Genomic DNA, 15,083 nt, shown 5'->3' on the forward strand with positions numbered 1-15,083 from the left:
CTACCAGACAAAGCGCCGGTAGGGTTCAAGCATAAACTTGGAGGAATGAGGAACTGAAATCGCGATGCTGCCGATCACCACATCCTCGCGAGCGTTGTACATATGACCGACCATCATTTTAATCGCGGCCCCGATTGCCGCCGGAACATCTTCCGGCTGTTCGCCAAAGCCGGTGACATACGCGATCTTAACCGGGTGCTTTTTAGCCGCGTTCAAGCGTGGCAAGGCAAAGCTCTTTGCCAGATACAGATCGGATCCCTCAACGCTGCCGGCCAGCTCAAGCACGGATGGGTCCACCTGCTCTAAACCACCATCCTCACTCTCATAGGAAATCTGCGCACGGGAGATATCTGGGAACCAAAGCCTGAAGGGCTCGATGCATGGCCAGCCACAAAAGCTTTGCTCCCATGTCTGGTTGATGAGGCAGCGCTTGAGCTCGCCTCGATACCCGTCAAGACGGGAGACGGCAGCGCTCAGATAGGATTTAATAAGATCGTCATTATCATCGAAGTCAACGGCCAGATGAGCTTTGATATCAGCAACACTGACAGGCAGTGTGGCAGGTGCTGTTTTCAATGTTGGAATTGAAGTGCTGTCCATATCGGATACTCAATCAAGGTTGGAGTTTAGTCCTCATCCTGTGATGAGGTTATCCTGATCTCCTTAACCGGCTTCTCCCTCACCCTTTTCAAGATCAGCTCCCTCCAAAGCAGGTCCGGAAAGATCCAGATACTCAAGCCTGGCTGCTCTGACCTGCTTTGCGGTCAGCCGCGTTAAGGGCGCATGATCGCCTTCCATCAGCGGTTTGATCACCTTCTTCACCTGAGTGTCTTTTTCATCAAGCTTGTAAACACAGCCGAACCGCAACATTCCAAGAGTTGTGTGCCGTGAAGACCTCACTTTGATGTACATCTGAATTCTCCTGAAAAAGGCACTGCAATCATCTGATTGCAGTGCAATTGTGTGACCTCGGTTTTTTAGACTTGGGCGAACGCAAAGTCGCCGGTGACTATGGCCGCAGCCCGTTTGAGGGCAAGAGCTGCCCGCTTGCGGACTTTCATGGTCAGCATGTCTTCAATGAAGTTGCTGCCATGCTCTGAAGAAATCAGAACTTCAGCATCCTGACGATCATAATAGGTTGCCGCCATAGCAAGATCGCCTGCCAGCCACTCTCCTGCAGACATGGTATTGGATTCCACTACATCCTTACCCCAGAGCATCGGCGTGGTTTGGGCCACAGGATTGCCGAAGATGTAACGGCTTTGCGCATCTTTCAGAAGGTCGATCCCTGCCCAGTCTGTAGGGTTCATAACGAACGACGTGGCGATATAATCTGCCAAAGCAATTTGAAGAATAGCAAGACGCAAGCGATCAATACGCGTGGCATTCGGCAAACCGTCTGGTGCTGCAAAATCGGTCGCTTCTGTCAGCAGACCCTTAAAGTTCTCACCTGCCCCATCCCCTGCAAGGATTTGCTTTTCTTCTTCCAGATCCAGCCCATAACGCAACTCTGTGTCGATTTCTGTTTGCAGGTAATCGGCATCTGCCAGAGCTTCCTCTGTGATGTTGGTGTGGTGGGCAATCTTCTTGACGTCAGTCTTTGCCTTCTCCCAGCCGTAGCTGGATACGGGCATGGCCGCACCTTCAGCCACCATTGCCGCATTATTATCGCGCAGCACATGCTTGCGATAACTCACCTGATCAGAACTGGTCCGCCCTGCTGTAAGCAGATCACGAATGAGCAAACGCCGACGCGGCATGCGAACCGGATCGCGCTCTTCTTCATGATAGATCAGACCACCAGCCGATCCTGCTGCCGTTGTGATCGCATTGGAAACATCAATCAGCAGACTGCCCTTTGCGCCGTTGCTGGCAAAAGCCTTGATTTTATCTTCCTGAGCCACAAACGCCTGCCCCAGTGTCATAACCGGAGTTGATCCCGAACCTCCTCCTTCAGCAACTTGCTGGGAGATTTCCAGTGTCTGGCTTTTAATCCCTTCCAGCGAGTTTTTCAGCTCTTCAACTGTCTTGTTCAAAGCTGTCTGTTCGGTGAGAAGTTTATCGGCTGTCGCTTTGGATTCCGCAGAGACCTCGCCAGACTGTTTGGCCTGCTTCAGCGCATCTTCTGCCGTGGATTTAATGCTGCTTGTAACGTCATCCAGCTTCTGATTGACCTTTTTCAGCATCTGCTCTGTATTTAAATCATTACGTACGGATCCAACAACAGCATCTGGACGCGCAAGGGTAAGGGCCGCCAGGCAAATGGCGGGCATCAAATACTTCTTCTTCATCAAACTTCTCCGATTAGATGGAATTAATCTTGTCGAGGAGGTTTTTCACTCCCTCGTGCACGGCAGCGCCAGACATGCCGGATGGAGCAGCGCGGGACGTGCTCCCTTTCAAAGCCGCACACAATGAGCGACGTTTTGATTTGGATAGTCCTGCTTGAGCCAAAATAATATCAAGCTCCTTTTGAGCTGCTTTGGGAGACGGTTGCCCCATCTGCTGTTCAGGTGCACTTGCCAACTCATCCGATGCCAGAAGGCTGTCAGCAAACCCTTGCTCAATGGCCTTGTCCCCATTGATCCATGTTTCTTTGTCGAGCTGGGAATGCAGGTCCGTTTCTGCAATCCCGGTTCTGGCGTGATAGATACTCACGGCTGCCTGATCGAAAGGTTCCAGCCAATCAGCAACTTCTCGAAAAACGTGACGGTCACCTCCAGCCATTACCCCTGTGTTATGGATCATGAAGAATGCGGCCCGCCCGATCTGGACCTCATCACCAGCCATGGCAATGATGGATGCAGCTGATGCTGCCAGCCCTAAAACCTTGACCGTTACCTTGGCCTTGTGCTCGCGCAGCAGGTTATAGATCGCCAGCCCCTCAAAAAAATCCCCACCCGGAGAGTTGATGTTGACCACAACATCCTCATCCCCGATTGATCGAAGTTCTGCCGTAATCCGCTTTGCTGTAACCCCTTCAAAAAACCAGTTCTCGCCAATTGGATCTAGGATTGAGATGGTGTTTTCTTCGCCAGATTGGCTTGACGCCATCAAGTCAGCATTCCAGCGCTGTAATGCGCCGTCCATGATCTTGCTTTGAAGACCTTGCCGGCTCGACAGGGGTACGTTTGGCAAATTACGAATGCTCATTTGTCTTCCTTTCCAAGCGTATCAACCAGCCCCATTGAGGTTTGAACCACCAGCTCATCGTTGTTGCCGCCGCGCCGTGGCAGATTGAGCTTGTCGCGGCCCTCATCGCCAGACATAAATCCGCCCATGCGCATCTTGAGAAGGAAGTCACCTTTGGCCTTGCTGTCCATTTGCAGCATGGCTTCGCGCATATACTCAAAATACCAGTGCCCGCGCTTTTCAATCGGAATAAGATCCTTGCGGATACGCGCCTCGATTTTCACTAAAAGCGGATTGATGCCAGTGGTCAGCCACGACAACATAATGGCTTCAACGCCGCTGCCCCACATGGTCTGGCCTTCAGCTGAATGGCCGATCACAATGGGAGGAACGCCGAACCACCTGCACACATCTTCAACATTGAACCGGCGCGTCTCTAAAAGTTGCGCATCCTCAGGGTTTATTTGCAGCTGCTGGAATTTTAACCCTGCTTCCAGCGTGAGGGTTTTGCCGGCGCGCCGGGAGCCAGTAAATCTGTCGATCAGGGTTTGAAGCTGGCCGCGTTGTTCTGGGTTAAGCACTATGTCAGAGGAGAAAATACCAGCTGCCAGCATGGAGTTTGAAAAGACACTTCCAGCGGTCTCATCGGCAGCAAGGGCTGCGCCAATAGAGTTGGCGCCATATTTAATGGCTGACATGCCAAGTCCATCACCCCCACCAAATCCGCGCAGATGAAACACCTTGTTGTCGGGTAACTCGCTTGACTTGCCCCGGTCATAAACCCGGTAGCGCAAGCTCCCCTCATTTGTGCGCACCGGATGCACATTGAGCAAAGGACGAAGACCCACCAGCCGGTTGCCGATGTAAAGCCGTTCGGCATACCCATTGCCCTTCAGCACCATCTGCGCTGTCATAGCCTCCCAGAACTCAACCGCCGTTTGCTCCCTGTTCGGGCTGGTCGTCAGGATCTGCGTCAGTTCATTTTCCACCCGCGTGCGGCTGTTGTCTTTGCCCTTTTCAAACAGATTAAGAGGCAGTGTTGAAATCACCTGAGCCGTTTTCTTCACGCAGTCCCAGACCGCAGAAACCTCCAGTGAAGACGCTGCATTCACCCTCTTGCCTGACGGCGTGGACTTGCCGCCCGATGCCCATGGCTCGGAGCCATTCAAAGACATCCAGCCACTCTCGCCAGCGCGCAGTTCGTTCTTGATGCCGCGAACCGCCGCCTTAAGAAATCTGATCATATTGCCATCACCGGATTGTTGAGGAAGTCATCAATGTTTCCGCAGGAAACAGGATGGCGGCTCATCAAATCAAACGCATTAAACGCGGCACAAAGAGGATCAATCTTCATGATGCCGGACACCTGCTTGGTGACATAATCGGCATTGCCGCGTCGCTCGGTTTTGGCATTGGAAACACACCACGCCATCATCCGGGACCCGCCATGAACCAGCGAGTGATCGGCAAGCTTGCGTGCCATGCCCTTGGTCACGCCGGAAAGCTTATAGCCTTGCGGAACACCCACCATCTGAGCATCACTTAGCCCGCGCAATCTCAACTCATCAAGGATCGCGGCAACACCAACCGGATCAAGGCCAATGGCATTTTCACTCGGGAACAATCCCGCCTGATGCACCTGCTCGATGATATCGGAAACGATGTCGATATCGCCCTGGCCTTCTTCGCAGATGAACAGATCACCATCCTTTTGAAAGTCGCGAAGGACCTCTGATATCTGCTTGCGCCGTTCTAAAGCGATTGCATGACAGCACGCACATGCCCAAAGCAGCCAGCGGTTGGTTCCCCTCTCACGGCCAATCAGGCAAAACCCCAGAAGGTCATCAAGCCCGCCGCCATCAATGCCGGCAACAACCACCTCACAGCGCTCAAGCAACACGTCCAGATCCGAGATTTCATGAAGACCCGCGCCTTCCCAGTGATCAACACCGGCCCAACGGTCCCGGCGTAGGTTCATTCCGATCGGCACATTCAGGTGCTTGGCTAGAAAACTCTGCTGATCATCTTCGCCCGATCCATCCATGGCTTCGCGCAGCTTGGAAATCAGCCAATTCTTGCGCACAGATTTGCCCAGATTGGGATTGGTGATGTAGAAATTCTCGGACTTTAAATAGTCGCGCTCTTTGATCATCTTTTTGGGGAACTCATAAAGCACCCCTAACCGCTCTGGATCGTCAATCTTGCCGTCGCGCACGTCGCGGTAATAGTTCAGTTTGGTCTTCCAGACCCCGGAGGGCGGCTCATCGGAATGCGTGGTCAAGTACACCACAAACCCTTCCGGCCTTGAGACCAGCCCGCCAATTGCTTCTTGCAACATGGCCGAAGCCTTGGGCTTTTTGCCAAACAACCACAGCTCATCGACCAGGACAAAACCTGCCTTTTTCCCCGAGATTGAATCGCTGTCAGCGGCCACGACCTTGAGCTGAGCCCCGGTGGTCTCGTGTTGAATGGTCCGCTTGTGCTCATGCACCTTGAGGATGGTCTTCAGTTCCTCATCATAGTTGATCATGGCCGCAGCTGGATTAAAGCAGTTGTTGGCCACCTCCATGGTAGGCGCAAGCAACAGAAGTTCATTCGAATGCCGCCAGTTGCGAATGAGCGCTGTCACCATGATCCCGGCGGCAATGGTGGACTTGGCATTTTTCTTGGCGATCAGTAGTAAAAACTCACTGATCAGCCGCTGTCCCGTGGAGGCATCATAGGCCCCGAAAATAGCGCCCACAAAATCGAACACCCACTGATCACAGCACTCACCAAATGTCGGCATGCCAGGTACATCAACAATGTGCAGCGATTTAAAAACACCAAGCGCAGCTTCTGCCTCGGAGGGATATAGCGGGGCAAACGGAACCAGAGATTCACCTGCAACAATGCGCCGCTCCCAATCGGGGCAAGCAGTTGTCCAATAACCCGGTTTCAAAATGAACCTATCCTTAGTTGAGTAAGTCAGGAGAAGACGGCGGGGCAAACTTGCCGGCGTAATCCCCGGCCTGCTGCTTGCGGTTAGCTTTTTTGCCTGCACTTGGGAGCGAGGCCGCTGCTACACTTTGGCCGCGGTGCGCTATTGTGGCCGCCTGTGTCAGTTGATCTGCTCGCTCAAGCCTGACAAAATATTCCTTGATGGCTGCAACTTTGCCAGCCTCGACCTGCTCCATCAATTTGTCCAGACACTTGGCTTCGACCCGAACCCGTGCCTCATCCTTGGCTTTTAGCTCGCGTAAATAATACTTGCGCAGCGTGGTCTTTGTGATGCCTAAAGCTGAAGAAACTTCATCTTCTGTTTTGCCGAACGCAAGTAACTGTATGATTAATCTACGTTTTTCGTCAGTTGCCCTGTGAGGTGGACGCCCACGTTTACCAAAACCCTCAGGTATTGGATCGCCAAGCAGGTCAAAATCAAGGTTTCCCAAAAAAAATCTCTCCGTAAATATGCATCCGGTTAAAGTCTTGAGCCTTCCGGACTTTTAACCCACCCCCACCCTCTTACAGATCAGGGGTAGCTGCGGTTACGGCGCGCCTTGGCCGTTTTCCGGTTGTGACATCCAATGCACAGGCACTGGATGTTCGCCGGATCCAGATCAGACCCGCCATCACGGCGTTCAACCATGTGATCAGCGATCAACTTGTCTTGCCGCCTGGAGAAGTCTGCCCCGCACGCCTCACACCGGTAGCCACGAAGTTGCTTCATATCGCGGGCCAGCGCACGCCATGCCTTTGTCAGGTAAAACGGATCAACAGTCTTGGTGGGGCTTTGGAGCGTAGGCTGAGCCCGGCCAAGACGGGAGGACACCATCTTCAGTGCCATGAGGATTATTCCTTGCGGGCAATACGAAAGAGGCACGCTGCATGAGCGACCCTTGACCTGTGAGTGATTTCGAAATTTCGCACTAAAAGCCTTCGCGCCAACTCCGCTTTTAAGCGTCTTATGTTGACTGGGCCTCGTGTCCAGGTCGCTCTGTTTGGAGTGGCGTCTTTGCTTGCCCAGGCCCCGGAGATTCACGATGGTCGTCCTACCGCGGATAATGGTTAACTAAGTTCCACTTTGTCAACTGGCACAATTACCTTTGTGATACGACCAAATGCTTTCAGCTCCACTTTCAGCGTTTGCCCTCCCGCTCTGAGTTCACTCACCACACCCTTGAGTGTTGCTCCAACTCCAGCCACAAGCAGGATATCACTACCCACGCTAAAGACCTGACCGTTCACGACCTTTTTTCCAACATATGCCTCACAGGCTGTTTCCAGAATACGAAGCATTTCAGTGAGAGGTACACGGTGGGGTGCCTGCTCGTGGGAGCTTGCTAAAATCTTATCCACACCGTCGCAGGACCGCACCTGATCGCAGCTCACCCATGCATCACAGTCTAAACCAACAAACAGATAACGGGGAAACATTGGTCCACTGGCATCAATAACTTTGCTCGATCTGCTCACTTTTCGTAGTACAGGTATCTTCGGCAGGTAGGCAATAGCACCCGTGGCAGTGATACCTGCCTGTGCTCGATCCTCACAGTTAGGATTGGTTCGCACCACAATCCATTCAAGTGATGACTTCGTCATCAAGGCTCGTAGCAGCATGTAGACTTGCTCAAGAGCCTTATTCCCCGCATTGGGCGCAGTCATCTTCATTCAGCCGCCTCCTGAGCCGTAGCTCTCTCACCCGTAAACCGAGCATATGCATCCTCGAAGCTCGCCAGCGCCGCCCTTACAGCTTCAAGCATTGATGGGAATTCCTCAGCAAGCAGCTTGGGCATGTACACCCAATCCGGTAGATCCCGATCAGGAGCAAACCATGGCCAGCCACGCTCGCCGTGGAGCTGCTTCCAAGCTTGCCAGATATCGTTACCAACCCTGATTTGCAAAAATTCACTAGCAAGCGGAACCAGCTTCCCTTTTACGGTCAGTCCACCACCTCGGCGGAAGGCATGGTTGTGCATATCCACCACCCGAGGCCACCCATATATTGCCAGCCGCCGGAGCTTTTCAGCCTCAGCTTGTTCACCACCACCATTGAGAATTCCCTCGATAGTCGCGGGTGGTTTTGGCATCGAATTGGGAGGCTTCAGCAGATCAGCGAACCGGTAAACGCCCCAAACCTTGCCGTAAGCCTTCGCAACCTCAACAGAGCCGCCGTTACATTTGGCTGTTTCCGGTAGCTGCTCCCACCGCTTTTCCTTCAGATATTTTGAGAACGCACAAATCTTGGTTCTTCCAAGCCCCTTGCAATGGTTCACATAAGCGCTAATCAAACTACTCGCTTGTTCGCGTTCAGCCTCATTCAAAGCAAACCACGCCTTCTCAACCTCTGGCCAACTATCACCAACAACCGTGGGCCAACCATGAAGAGCCTTCTTGAAACGCTTTTGCCACGCCTCCCCAGAAAGCTTTCCGATTGGAGTGGAATTTTTCTTTTCCAAATTTCCACTCGCGCACGCTCTCTCATTTACTGGTTCTCTTACTGGTTCCCTTACAAGGTTTGTGTCGCAATTTGAGACACGGGATTGGCCATTTTTGAGACACGGGATTGGCTGTTTTTGAGACACGGGTTTTTCAGGGGTTGGCTCAATTTGAGACACGGGTTTTTCGGGGGTTTTTGCCGCCTCTTTCTCCACTGAAAGCGCCTTCGACATAGGCACAAACCCCTCCTCAAATGCGAGGGAGTACCGTGTCGATGTTTGCTGCCTCGACTCCTCATCCCATCGCTTCTCTCGCTGCAACAAATCGCGCTCTTCAAGCTCATTCAAATGGCGGTTCAAACTAGCGCGTGAGATCTCACAATCGAGTGCCAACGTCTTCTGTTTGGGGAAGCATCCAAAGTCTGGATTGAAGCGGTCACAGAGGTGCCAGAGTACAATTTTCACCGCTGGAGGAAGCCCCTTTTGTTTGATTGCCCAATTGGTCGCTTCGTGGCTCATCCCCAGCCCTCCACTTCCATCTCGGGAAACTTGGGCATGTATTCGTTCCGCTTCAGTTTCTCTCCTAAGGGGCCATACTTGCGAACCCCCAGCCAGCCACCTCGCTCTGCATGTCTAAGGTGCTTGATCACTATCGGCACGCTCAGATTGGTATGGCGCGCTAGATCCCGAACCGAAGGCGAGCAAACCTCGCCAACGTCCTCTGCAAACAGGCTGAGCGCGTGCAACACCAGATTAGTGCTGGAGGGCAGATGACAACGCGAAAACTCACGCCGCCACTCTGTGAGAGTTTGGAAATCACGCATTACAAACCTCCAGTGTTTTAGGGAGAGAAAACAAGGGGCCAGGTTGCTCCGCAAGAACTTGAGGAGCGCTGGCCAACTTTAGGTCACTTAGTTTGGAAAACCGTTTTTTGGAGTTGGGAGGAACCCAGACAAGCTTCGTGTGACTTGACGCCTGATCGGTACGCCAGATAATCCAGCAATAAGCCGTCGCCGTTCCACCCTTTGGGTCATAGTGCCCTTTGTGGATGGCTACTCTTTCAGCAAAAACGGTCACAGTATCAGGTGGTTGTTCCATAAATAGCGTTGCAACACGGTCAATGGTTTCCAACCACCGCAGAGGCACCAACACGGCAACACCGCGTTTGGGTTTATGGGCTAGAGCACGTTCAACAAACTGCTGAGCCAATAAACCAAAAGGCGGGTTGGTGATGATCCAATCAAAGGCCCCAAGTGGGTATTGCCATTCAGGGAGAACTGTCAGGAAGTCCCATGCCTCCCCATGAGCATCCCCAAAACCACGGTTGAAGAGATCAGAGGCCCAAACATGGTCGAAATAGTCTCTAAGCGGAAGAGCCATGTGCCCGCCGCCGCAGGCAGGTTCCCACGCACTAAGCGGTTCCCAACCGTCCTCACCGACACTTTTCAATCCCAGTATCAGTTCACAAAGAACCCGTGTTGCCCATGGCGGAGTGGGGAAGTAATCGCCCGTGCCACTTGGTTCGGTGCGGGAGGCCATGACTGAGCGAGCGTTTTTAGGAGAGGTCATGCAACATCCCTCCCAACCAATTCCGCTGATCGACGTTTAGCTGATTGCGTGTTGCAATCGGCAACGCAAAAAGATGCAGAGAGCCTTGCCGGATGCGCCAACATAGCAAAGCTCTCTGCGCACACTGGCAACCCGAGGAAAGGAACAGCCAGCATGAGTGAAATGGAAACCGAGGAAAGACCAACTGCACAAAAAGCTAAAGAGCTTATAGACTTATTTGCAGAAGCAGATGAGAGCACAAAACATCTCATTCCTAAGATAGTTAGTCTTAGTGAGGAGATCGATGCGATTGAGGTCGTCACTAAGAAAGCAAACGATGCGGTTACAGCATTCAACCAACTAGTTCGCCTCAGCGACAACGAGGTGGCGAACTTTATGATATCTATAAATAATAGAAAAAATCTCCCAAATTTTCTCATCAAAACCAAAGATGAAGAAGAGACATACCGCTGCATAAAAGAAGTTTGCGACATGTCCTTCATAGCCCATGTCACCCTGCTTTCACTTAGAGTTAACATCGGTTCTAGTTTATTAGAATATCTAAAACACCTGCCCAAGCTCGCCGACTCAAAATACGGGAAACCGGACATCAGCATGACCATAAAGGTGGCGGAATAATCTGTACCGGAGGCACCAGCGCTCGGCATAGCTAGCAGTCGCCAGCGAGATGCCAGAAGGAAGAGCTGTGCAACGGATAGGTGTTCACTTGACATCCCCTAGCCCTCACCTGCCCCGTCCGAGATGGACGCTTTATAGGCTGAGAGGTACTTGGCGTATTCGCGTTGAGCGACTTCGAACATGCCGACTATGCGGTTGTGTTCGGCTGGGGTAATTTCCCAATCGGCGGCGGCTTCTGTAGCGGCTTTTATCGCATCGCATGCCGCCCTCACCATATCTAAGGCACATGCTGCTGGGACCTTGCTGGTTGGTGCATCCAGTTTGGTGGCGATGTAGCCAAGGGCACGCAGATGTTCCAATGTGAACACTGGGTCGCTGCCTATAGAGACCAACTCCTCCTCAAGCTTTACCAAGCTCATCAAAGTGATGTTGCCTGCCTCATTCACATCCGGCCATTTTTTGACGGTTGTCAGGCCCAGATCCAAATAAGCAGCGGTACATTCCTGCCCACCAAAGCCTTTGATGAGCTCTCTAGTTTGGCGACAAACCCAGACCTTACGTCCGTAGTCGGTTCTGGAATTACTCATGTGGACCCAATCCCCTCTTGCAGCCCAAAGACCCTTCAACCAGCAAACGATAAGATCATAGCCATGATCAGATTTTCCATCTGCAGGGCGAGGCTGCACGTTAATTGTGTTTGCGGTGGTTTAGAGACATAAAAAGAACTCAGAGCAGCAGACCGAATACCGCCAATCAGTTGGCACTCTTAGAATCCGCAGTGAGCACCAATCGCTAATGGCCTTGCATCACGCATTTTGCCGGCGTTTTACGTGCATTGACGAAGTTAACCAGTCCCCGGAGTGTAGAAAGGCGAATATCGCAACCATCTGAGAGGTTCTTATGAAGCTTGGAATACCCAACAGACTCCTGCCCCAACGCGGTGCGGGAAAGCCCGAGTTCGAAGCACGCTTCCTCAAAATATTCCAGAACCTGCGAGGGGCTTGGAATAGACATTTCAGTCTCGAGTTTTGTGTGTTCTTCGTTCGCCATGGTACCTCGCAAGTCAGATTGCGAGATTACGATAAGGAGTATACTCCACCTTTGTCAACGCATTATAATCCCGTAGACACTTATAAGCTAATGGATTAATTTCCACTCATGCAGAATTGGCGAGAAAACCTTAACAATACCATGAAGGAGCGCGGCACAAACGCGCGCCGAGTTTCGCTATCCATCGGCAAGAGCGAAGATTACGTCACTAAACTTCTAAAGCTAAACACCCCTTCAATTGAGGCGTTTTCGGACTTAGCGGAGCACTTGGGCGTCAGTATTGTTTCGCTCTATTACGGCCCCACAAGCGACGAGCTAACAACGCAGCTGATTGATGAATTTTCTAAGCTTAACGAAGAAGAAAAAAAATATGCCCTGAAAATACTCAAAGGCTTTTCGAAGACTTAGGGCGCTCAATACCTTTTCTAGAAATCAACTTAATCACCTCCAAAAAAGCCTGCTTTTCACCTCTCGTCAGCCCTTGCAGCAGCCTTGCGAATTCCAGATCATCACACCTACACATAGCGACACCCCATAAATTTGCCCTTGCGTAAATTCACATGACTTGAATTCCAAATCAAATTGACCACCTTCCCAATTTGAACACCAAGACAACCACACTGTGCTGATAACCCTGAGAAAACCGACAATACAGCAGAAAAAATAAAGGTAAAACCTCCCCAAAATGAAGAAACGCACTTAAAGTTTTGCCATTTTTGTTATTGCCATCCCCATTTTTTCCACAAGCTGGTTGACACATGCATCTAAGTCACAATCAGCGCTTGCATCACCCCCTCCTCCCAGCACCAGCTCCGTGAGCTCATAGACATACCCGCGAGGCGTCAATCCCCTTTCGAGCAAACCTGCCGCCACAAATTTATCTAGACTTCGCTGCACAGTAGAAGTGGATATGGAAGTAAGCCCACTCACAGAAGCAACCGTAGGCAGATTATAAGAGCGTAATTCAGCAGCCACCGCAAGCAGAACAACCACCTCACCATAATTGCTTGCGCCGCTTAGTTTTCGAACCTCAAGCATACCTTCAAGTAGAGCATCAGCAACAAGCGAAACCTTCGCCCGACGCTCCCGGCAACAACATTCCATCGCGCCCATTTAGCATATCAAGTTCGCAGGCTGCATATAAATATCGCTCACAACAGTACTTCCCACCCCCCCTTAATATCCATATGTCATATTTTAAAATATGGATGATACTCCAGATTAAAATTGACATATGGATAATACTCCATATTGTAAAAGGTATGTTCCAATTGGAGTTTTCTCGATGCCTAGCGCCCATATCATCTCATTTCCCACACCTCATAAGCTTTGCCCTCTTCGCGTTCTAAAATCTACAACGGTGATTGGTGAAGAAGCACTGATTATCAGCGCCGAAGCACATTCAGATATCTGCTTTGCCCGCGATGACTTGCGCGAAATGATCAAGCTCTCACCCGACAAATCCGCACCGATTGCAAACCGCATCTATGCACTGCGCAAGACCTTCGATGAGGCCCAAGCAGGCCTCACAAAGCTGCTGCAGCAAATGGATCGCGCCTGACCTCTCATCAAGCCTGATAAGCGCGAAGTGCTCTCACTTTCCCCCCTCAAGTATGAGGAACAGACCCATGAATAGCATTGATAATGACGCATTTAGTGATCGCTGCAACGTGCCTCTGTTCCTTTTTTGCGAGGCCATGAAGCTGGCAATTATTGCCATCACCGGCATCGCTCTGCTTAACTTGGTGCCTGCACTGAATGAAACTTCGATCAAGGCTAAAGCCCAGAGTATCCCGACAGATTTCATCACCACCCAGATCACCTCTTTCGAAGCCAATGGTTCCCATAGGTAAGGACGCCGGACGGAGCAATCCAGTTAACCCACCATGGTTCCAACCCTGAGCAAAGGAACGTGCATAAAATGGATATCGCTCCACGCCGCAAAAAAGCAGCAGCAAAGGCGTTTCCAGTCTCCTACCTTCTCCCTCGACCTGATGTGAAAAAGGAGGTGACACTGGAACGCCTCCTCAACGCGCAAAAGATCATGGCCACCATAATTGCAGCCGGGAACACGAAGTACCTGCCGATCTTCCAGCGGCTCACGAGAGAGATAGAAGAATTCAAGCAACGGGAAGATGATCTGACCCTGGCACGAAAAATCGCGATGGAGGGCTAGATGGTTGAGTGCAAAAGCGTTAGCTTAACCCGAGTGAGTTGTCGGCCTTCAGCTCCAATTGGTCATTGCTGTCTTGAATATTAACTCTGTGACCATAGCCGCCGTTCGCCTCAGTGCAGAGGCCTCACCGGTTTTACGTTCTTGCTATTTCTGATTGGGTGCGCCTCTAAAAGGCCTGAGGTGTGGATGGCAACCCACTTAAGCGCGGTCCATGTACCCAGTGCGGGACTTTGCTGACCTTCGCTGCGGCGCAGAAAACCAGGTCAACCTCAAGTTATTGCTGACTTGGTGGGCCAAGAGTTGCCATTCACGTAATTCTATCAAGAGTTGAGCCAATTCACCCAGAAGCGTCTGCAGTCGCTCTCATGAGGGGCCTGTAATTACTCAACTGGCCCAATATTGCCGGTTGTTAAATTTTGAATATTACACTGCAATTTCTCAAATCAGCCATCCATGCTGCATACCGTTTGTTTCAATAGCCGCAACGCTGTAGGACCAGATATTTCCATTTAAAAACACTTGGCACCCGAGTCGTCATTATGCAAAAACAAATTTGGAAAACCTCTTGGTTACTGCGCTCACTCCAATGAGTTTAAGCGCTGGAGGGCTGCTTCTAATACCTTCGCATCAAAGAGCTCTGGGTGATCCAGCACAATCTGCTCAAAGCTCAGATGTGCAATGCCATATTTAATAGTTTCTTCAAATCCGGTCGAAGCATTTGTCTTCAGAACAAGACGTGCGATGTTTTCTGTGGCACTTCGTCGTTCGAGCATTGGCCACGTTCGAGACTTTGCCGTTCCGCTTATGGCTTCAAGCGCTCTGACCGCTTCAGTGAATTTCGGCAACAAAGGGTCATTGGGATCGGTGGGTGTGATGTACGAGGGCACGTCTGAGTGTTCAACCATTTTTGCCACACAGGCATTGACCACAGCTTGTAAACCTTGCTTCTCGGCGCGGGCTTTTACTGTACTTAATTCTTCGATAGTGTGGCAACGGGCAACAATGGTAGCAGGGTCAATCATTTTTGCGGCTGTCATTTAGATTGCTTTCCAATGGCATGTTTTGGTTGATTAAGGCGCTGGATTCAACGCAATCTGAAAATTCCTCAGCTGGGGTTGAGA

21 protein-coding genes are annotated in these 15,083 nt (G+C 51.2%); 5 read left to right on the plus strand and 16 right to left on the minus strand.

Going from position 1 to position 15,083, the window contains the following annotated elements:
- From BLS62_RS16450 to BLS62_RS16505, 12 genes are all read right to left on the minus strand, one after another.
- Positions 1-600, minus strand: a complete 600-nt coding sequence (locus BLS62_RS16450) for a head-tail connector protein (protein WP_093182821.1) — start codon at positions 598-600, stop codon at positions 1-3.
- Positions 601-663: 63 nt separating this feature from the next.
- Positions 664-912 carry a hypothetical protein gene (locus tag BLS62_RS16455; RefSeq protein WP_093182823.1) on the minus strand — a complete coding sequence of 83 codons (249 nt, stop codon included), beginning with the start codon at positions 910-912 and terminating at the stop codon, positions 664-666.
- Between the two features lie 65 nt (positions 913-977).
- Positions 978-2,291: a phage major capsid protein gene (locus BLS62_RS16460; protein ID WP_093182825.1), complete on the minus strand. Its 1,314-nt coding sequence runs from the start codon at positions 2,289-2,291 to the stop codon at positions 978-980.
- Between the two features lie 13 nt (positions 2,292-2,304).
- Positions 2,305-3,153, minus strand: a complete 849-nt coding sequence (locus BLS62_RS16465; RefSeq protein WP_093182827.1) for a head maturation protease, ClpP-related — start codon at positions 3,151-3,153, stop codon at positions 2,305-2,307.
- Positions 3,150-4,376: a phage portal protein gene (locus BLS62_RS16470; RefSeq protein WP_093182830.1), complete on the minus strand. Its 1,227-nt coding sequence runs from the start codon at positions 4,374-4,376 to the stop codon at positions 3,150-3,152. Before BLS62_RS16470 ends, BLS62_RS16465 begins: the two co-directional genes overlap by 4 nt.
- The gene (locus tag BLS62_RS16475) at positions 4,373-6,073 is read right to left on the minus strand and encodes a terminase large subunit (protein WP_093182832.1); all 1,701 of its coding nucleotides are present in this window, start codon (positions 6,071-6,073) and stop codon (positions 4,373-4,375) included. The genes BLS62_RS16470 and BLS62_RS16475 overlap by 4 nt, the downstream gene beginning before the upstream one ends.
- Before the next feature lie 13 nt (positions 6,074-6,086).
- Positions 6,087-6,563 (minus strand): helix-turn-helix domain-containing protein, encoded by a 477-nt coding sequence (locus tag BLS62_RS16480; protein WP_093182834.1) that lies wholly within the window; start codon positions 6,561-6,563, stop codon positions 6,087-6,089.
- An 80-nt stretch (positions 6,564-6,643) separates the two neighbouring features.
- Positions 6,644-6,958: an HNH endonuclease gene (locus tag BLS62_RS16485; protein ID WP_093182837.1), complete on the minus strand. Its 315-nt coding sequence runs from the start codon at positions 6,956-6,958 to the stop codon at positions 6,644-6,646.
- Between the two features lie 221 nt (positions 6,959-7,179).
- Positions 7,180-7,782 carry a transcription termination/antitermination NusG family protein gene (locus tag BLS62_RS16490; RefSeq protein ID WP_093182839.1) on the minus strand — a complete coding sequence of 201 codons (603 nt, stop codon included), beginning with the start codon at positions 7,780-7,782 and terminating at the stop codon, positions 7,180-7,182.
- The gene (locus BLS62_RS16495) at positions 7,779-9,068 is read right to left on the minus strand and encodes a helix-turn-helix domain-containing protein (RefSeq protein ID WP_093182841.1); all 1,290 of its coding nucleotides are present in this window, start codon (positions 9,066-9,068) and stop codon (positions 7,779-7,781) included. Before BLS62_RS16495 ends, BLS62_RS16490 begins: the two co-directional genes overlap by 4 nt.
- The gene (locus tag BLS62_RS16500) at positions 9,065-9,373 is read right to left on the minus strand and encodes a helix-turn-helix domain-containing protein (RefSeq protein WP_093182844.1); all 309 of its coding nucleotides are present in this window, start codon (positions 9,371-9,373) and stop codon (positions 9,065-9,067) included. Before BLS62_RS16500 ends, BLS62_RS16495 begins: the two co-directional genes overlap by 4 nt.
- A complete protein-coding gene (locus BLS62_RS16505) occupies positions 9,366-10,118 on the minus strand; it encodes a class I SAM-dependent methyltransferase (RefSeq protein ID WP_093182847.1) in 753 nt (250 codons plus the stop codon). The genes BLS62_RS16500 and BLS62_RS16505 overlap by 8 nt, the downstream gene beginning before the upstream one ends.
- A gap of 153 nt (positions 10,119-10,271) precedes the next feature.
- On the opposite strand from BLS62_RS16505, the gene BLS62_RS16510 reads away from it, so the two are divergent.
- Complete coding sequence (locus BLS62_RS16510; RefSeq protein ID WP_093182849.1) at positions 10,272-10,736, plus strand: hypothetical protein; 465 nt, start codon at positions 10,272-10,274, stop codon at positions 10,734-10,736.
- Positions 10,737-10,834: 98 nt separating this feature from the next.
- Here BLS62_RS16510 and BLS62_RS16515 read toward each other — a convergent pair whose 3' ends face one another.
- A complete protein-coding gene (locus tag BLS62_RS16515) occupies positions 10,835-11,323 on the minus strand; it encodes a hypothetical protein (protein ID WP_143521578.1) in 489 nt (162 codons plus the stop codon).
- A 205-nt stretch (positions 11,324-11,528) separates the two neighbouring features.
- Positions 11,529-11,786 carry a hypothetical protein gene (locus tag BLS62_RS16520; protein ID WP_093182854.1) on the minus strand — a complete coding sequence of 86 codons (258 nt, stop codon included), beginning with the start codon at positions 11,784-11,786 and terminating at the stop codon, positions 11,529-11,531.
- A gap of 108 nt (positions 11,787-11,894) precedes the next feature.
- On the opposite strand from BLS62_RS16520, the gene BLS62_RS16525 reads away from it, so the two are divergent.
- Positions 11,895-12,194, plus strand: coding sequence for a hypothetical protein (locus BLS62_RS16525; RefSeq protein WP_159436549.1), 300 nt, complete (start codon positions 11,895-11,897; stop codon positions 12,192-12,194).
- A gap of 291 nt (positions 12,195-12,485) precedes the next feature.
- On the opposite strand, the gene BLS62_RS16530 is transcribed toward BLS62_RS16525, so the two are convergent.
- The gene (locus BLS62_RS16530) at positions 12,486-12,899 is read right to left on the minus strand and encodes a hypothetical protein (RefSeq protein ID WP_093182860.1); all 414 of its coding nucleotides are present in this window, start codon (positions 12,897-12,899) and stop codon (positions 12,486-12,488) included.
- Between the two features lie 172 nt (positions 12,900-13,071).
- On the opposite strand from BLS62_RS16530, the gene BLS62_RS16535 reads away from it, so the two are divergent.
- The 3 genes from BLS62_RS16535 (at position 13,072) to BLS62_RS16545 (ending at position 13,962) form a co-directional block, all read left to right on the plus strand.
- The gene (locus BLS62_RS16535; protein WP_093182863.1) at positions 13,072-13,347 is read left to right on the plus strand and encodes a hypothetical protein; all 276 of its coding nucleotides are present in this window, start codon (positions 13,072-13,074) and stop codon (positions 13,345-13,347) included.
- 67 nt (positions 13,348-13,414) lie between these two features.
- Positions 13,415-13,639 (plus strand): hypothetical protein, encoded by a 225-nt coding sequence (locus BLS62_RS16540; protein WP_093182866.1) that lies wholly within the window; start codon positions 13,415-13,417, stop codon positions 13,637-13,639.
- A gap of 68 nt (positions 13,640-13,707) precedes the next feature.
- A complete protein-coding gene (locus tag BLS62_RS16545; protein WP_093182868.1) occupies positions 13,708-13,962 on the plus strand; it encodes a hypothetical protein in 255 nt (84 codons plus the stop codon).
- Between the two features lie 578 nt (positions 13,963-14,540).
- Here the strand turns inward: BLS62_RS16545 and BLS62_RS16550 are convergent.
- Positions 14,541-14,999, minus strand: a complete 459-nt coding sequence (locus BLS62_RS16550) for a hypothetical protein (protein ID WP_143521579.1) — start codon at positions 14,997-14,999, stop codon at positions 14,541-14,543.
- Positions 15,000-15,083: the final 84 nt, after the last annotated feature.

The sequence above is a fragment of the Pseudovibrio sp. Tun.PSC04-5.I4 genome (assembly GCF_900104145.1).
GTDB lineage: Bacteria > Pseudomonadota > Alphaproteobacteria > Rhizobiales > Stappiaceae > Pseudovibrio.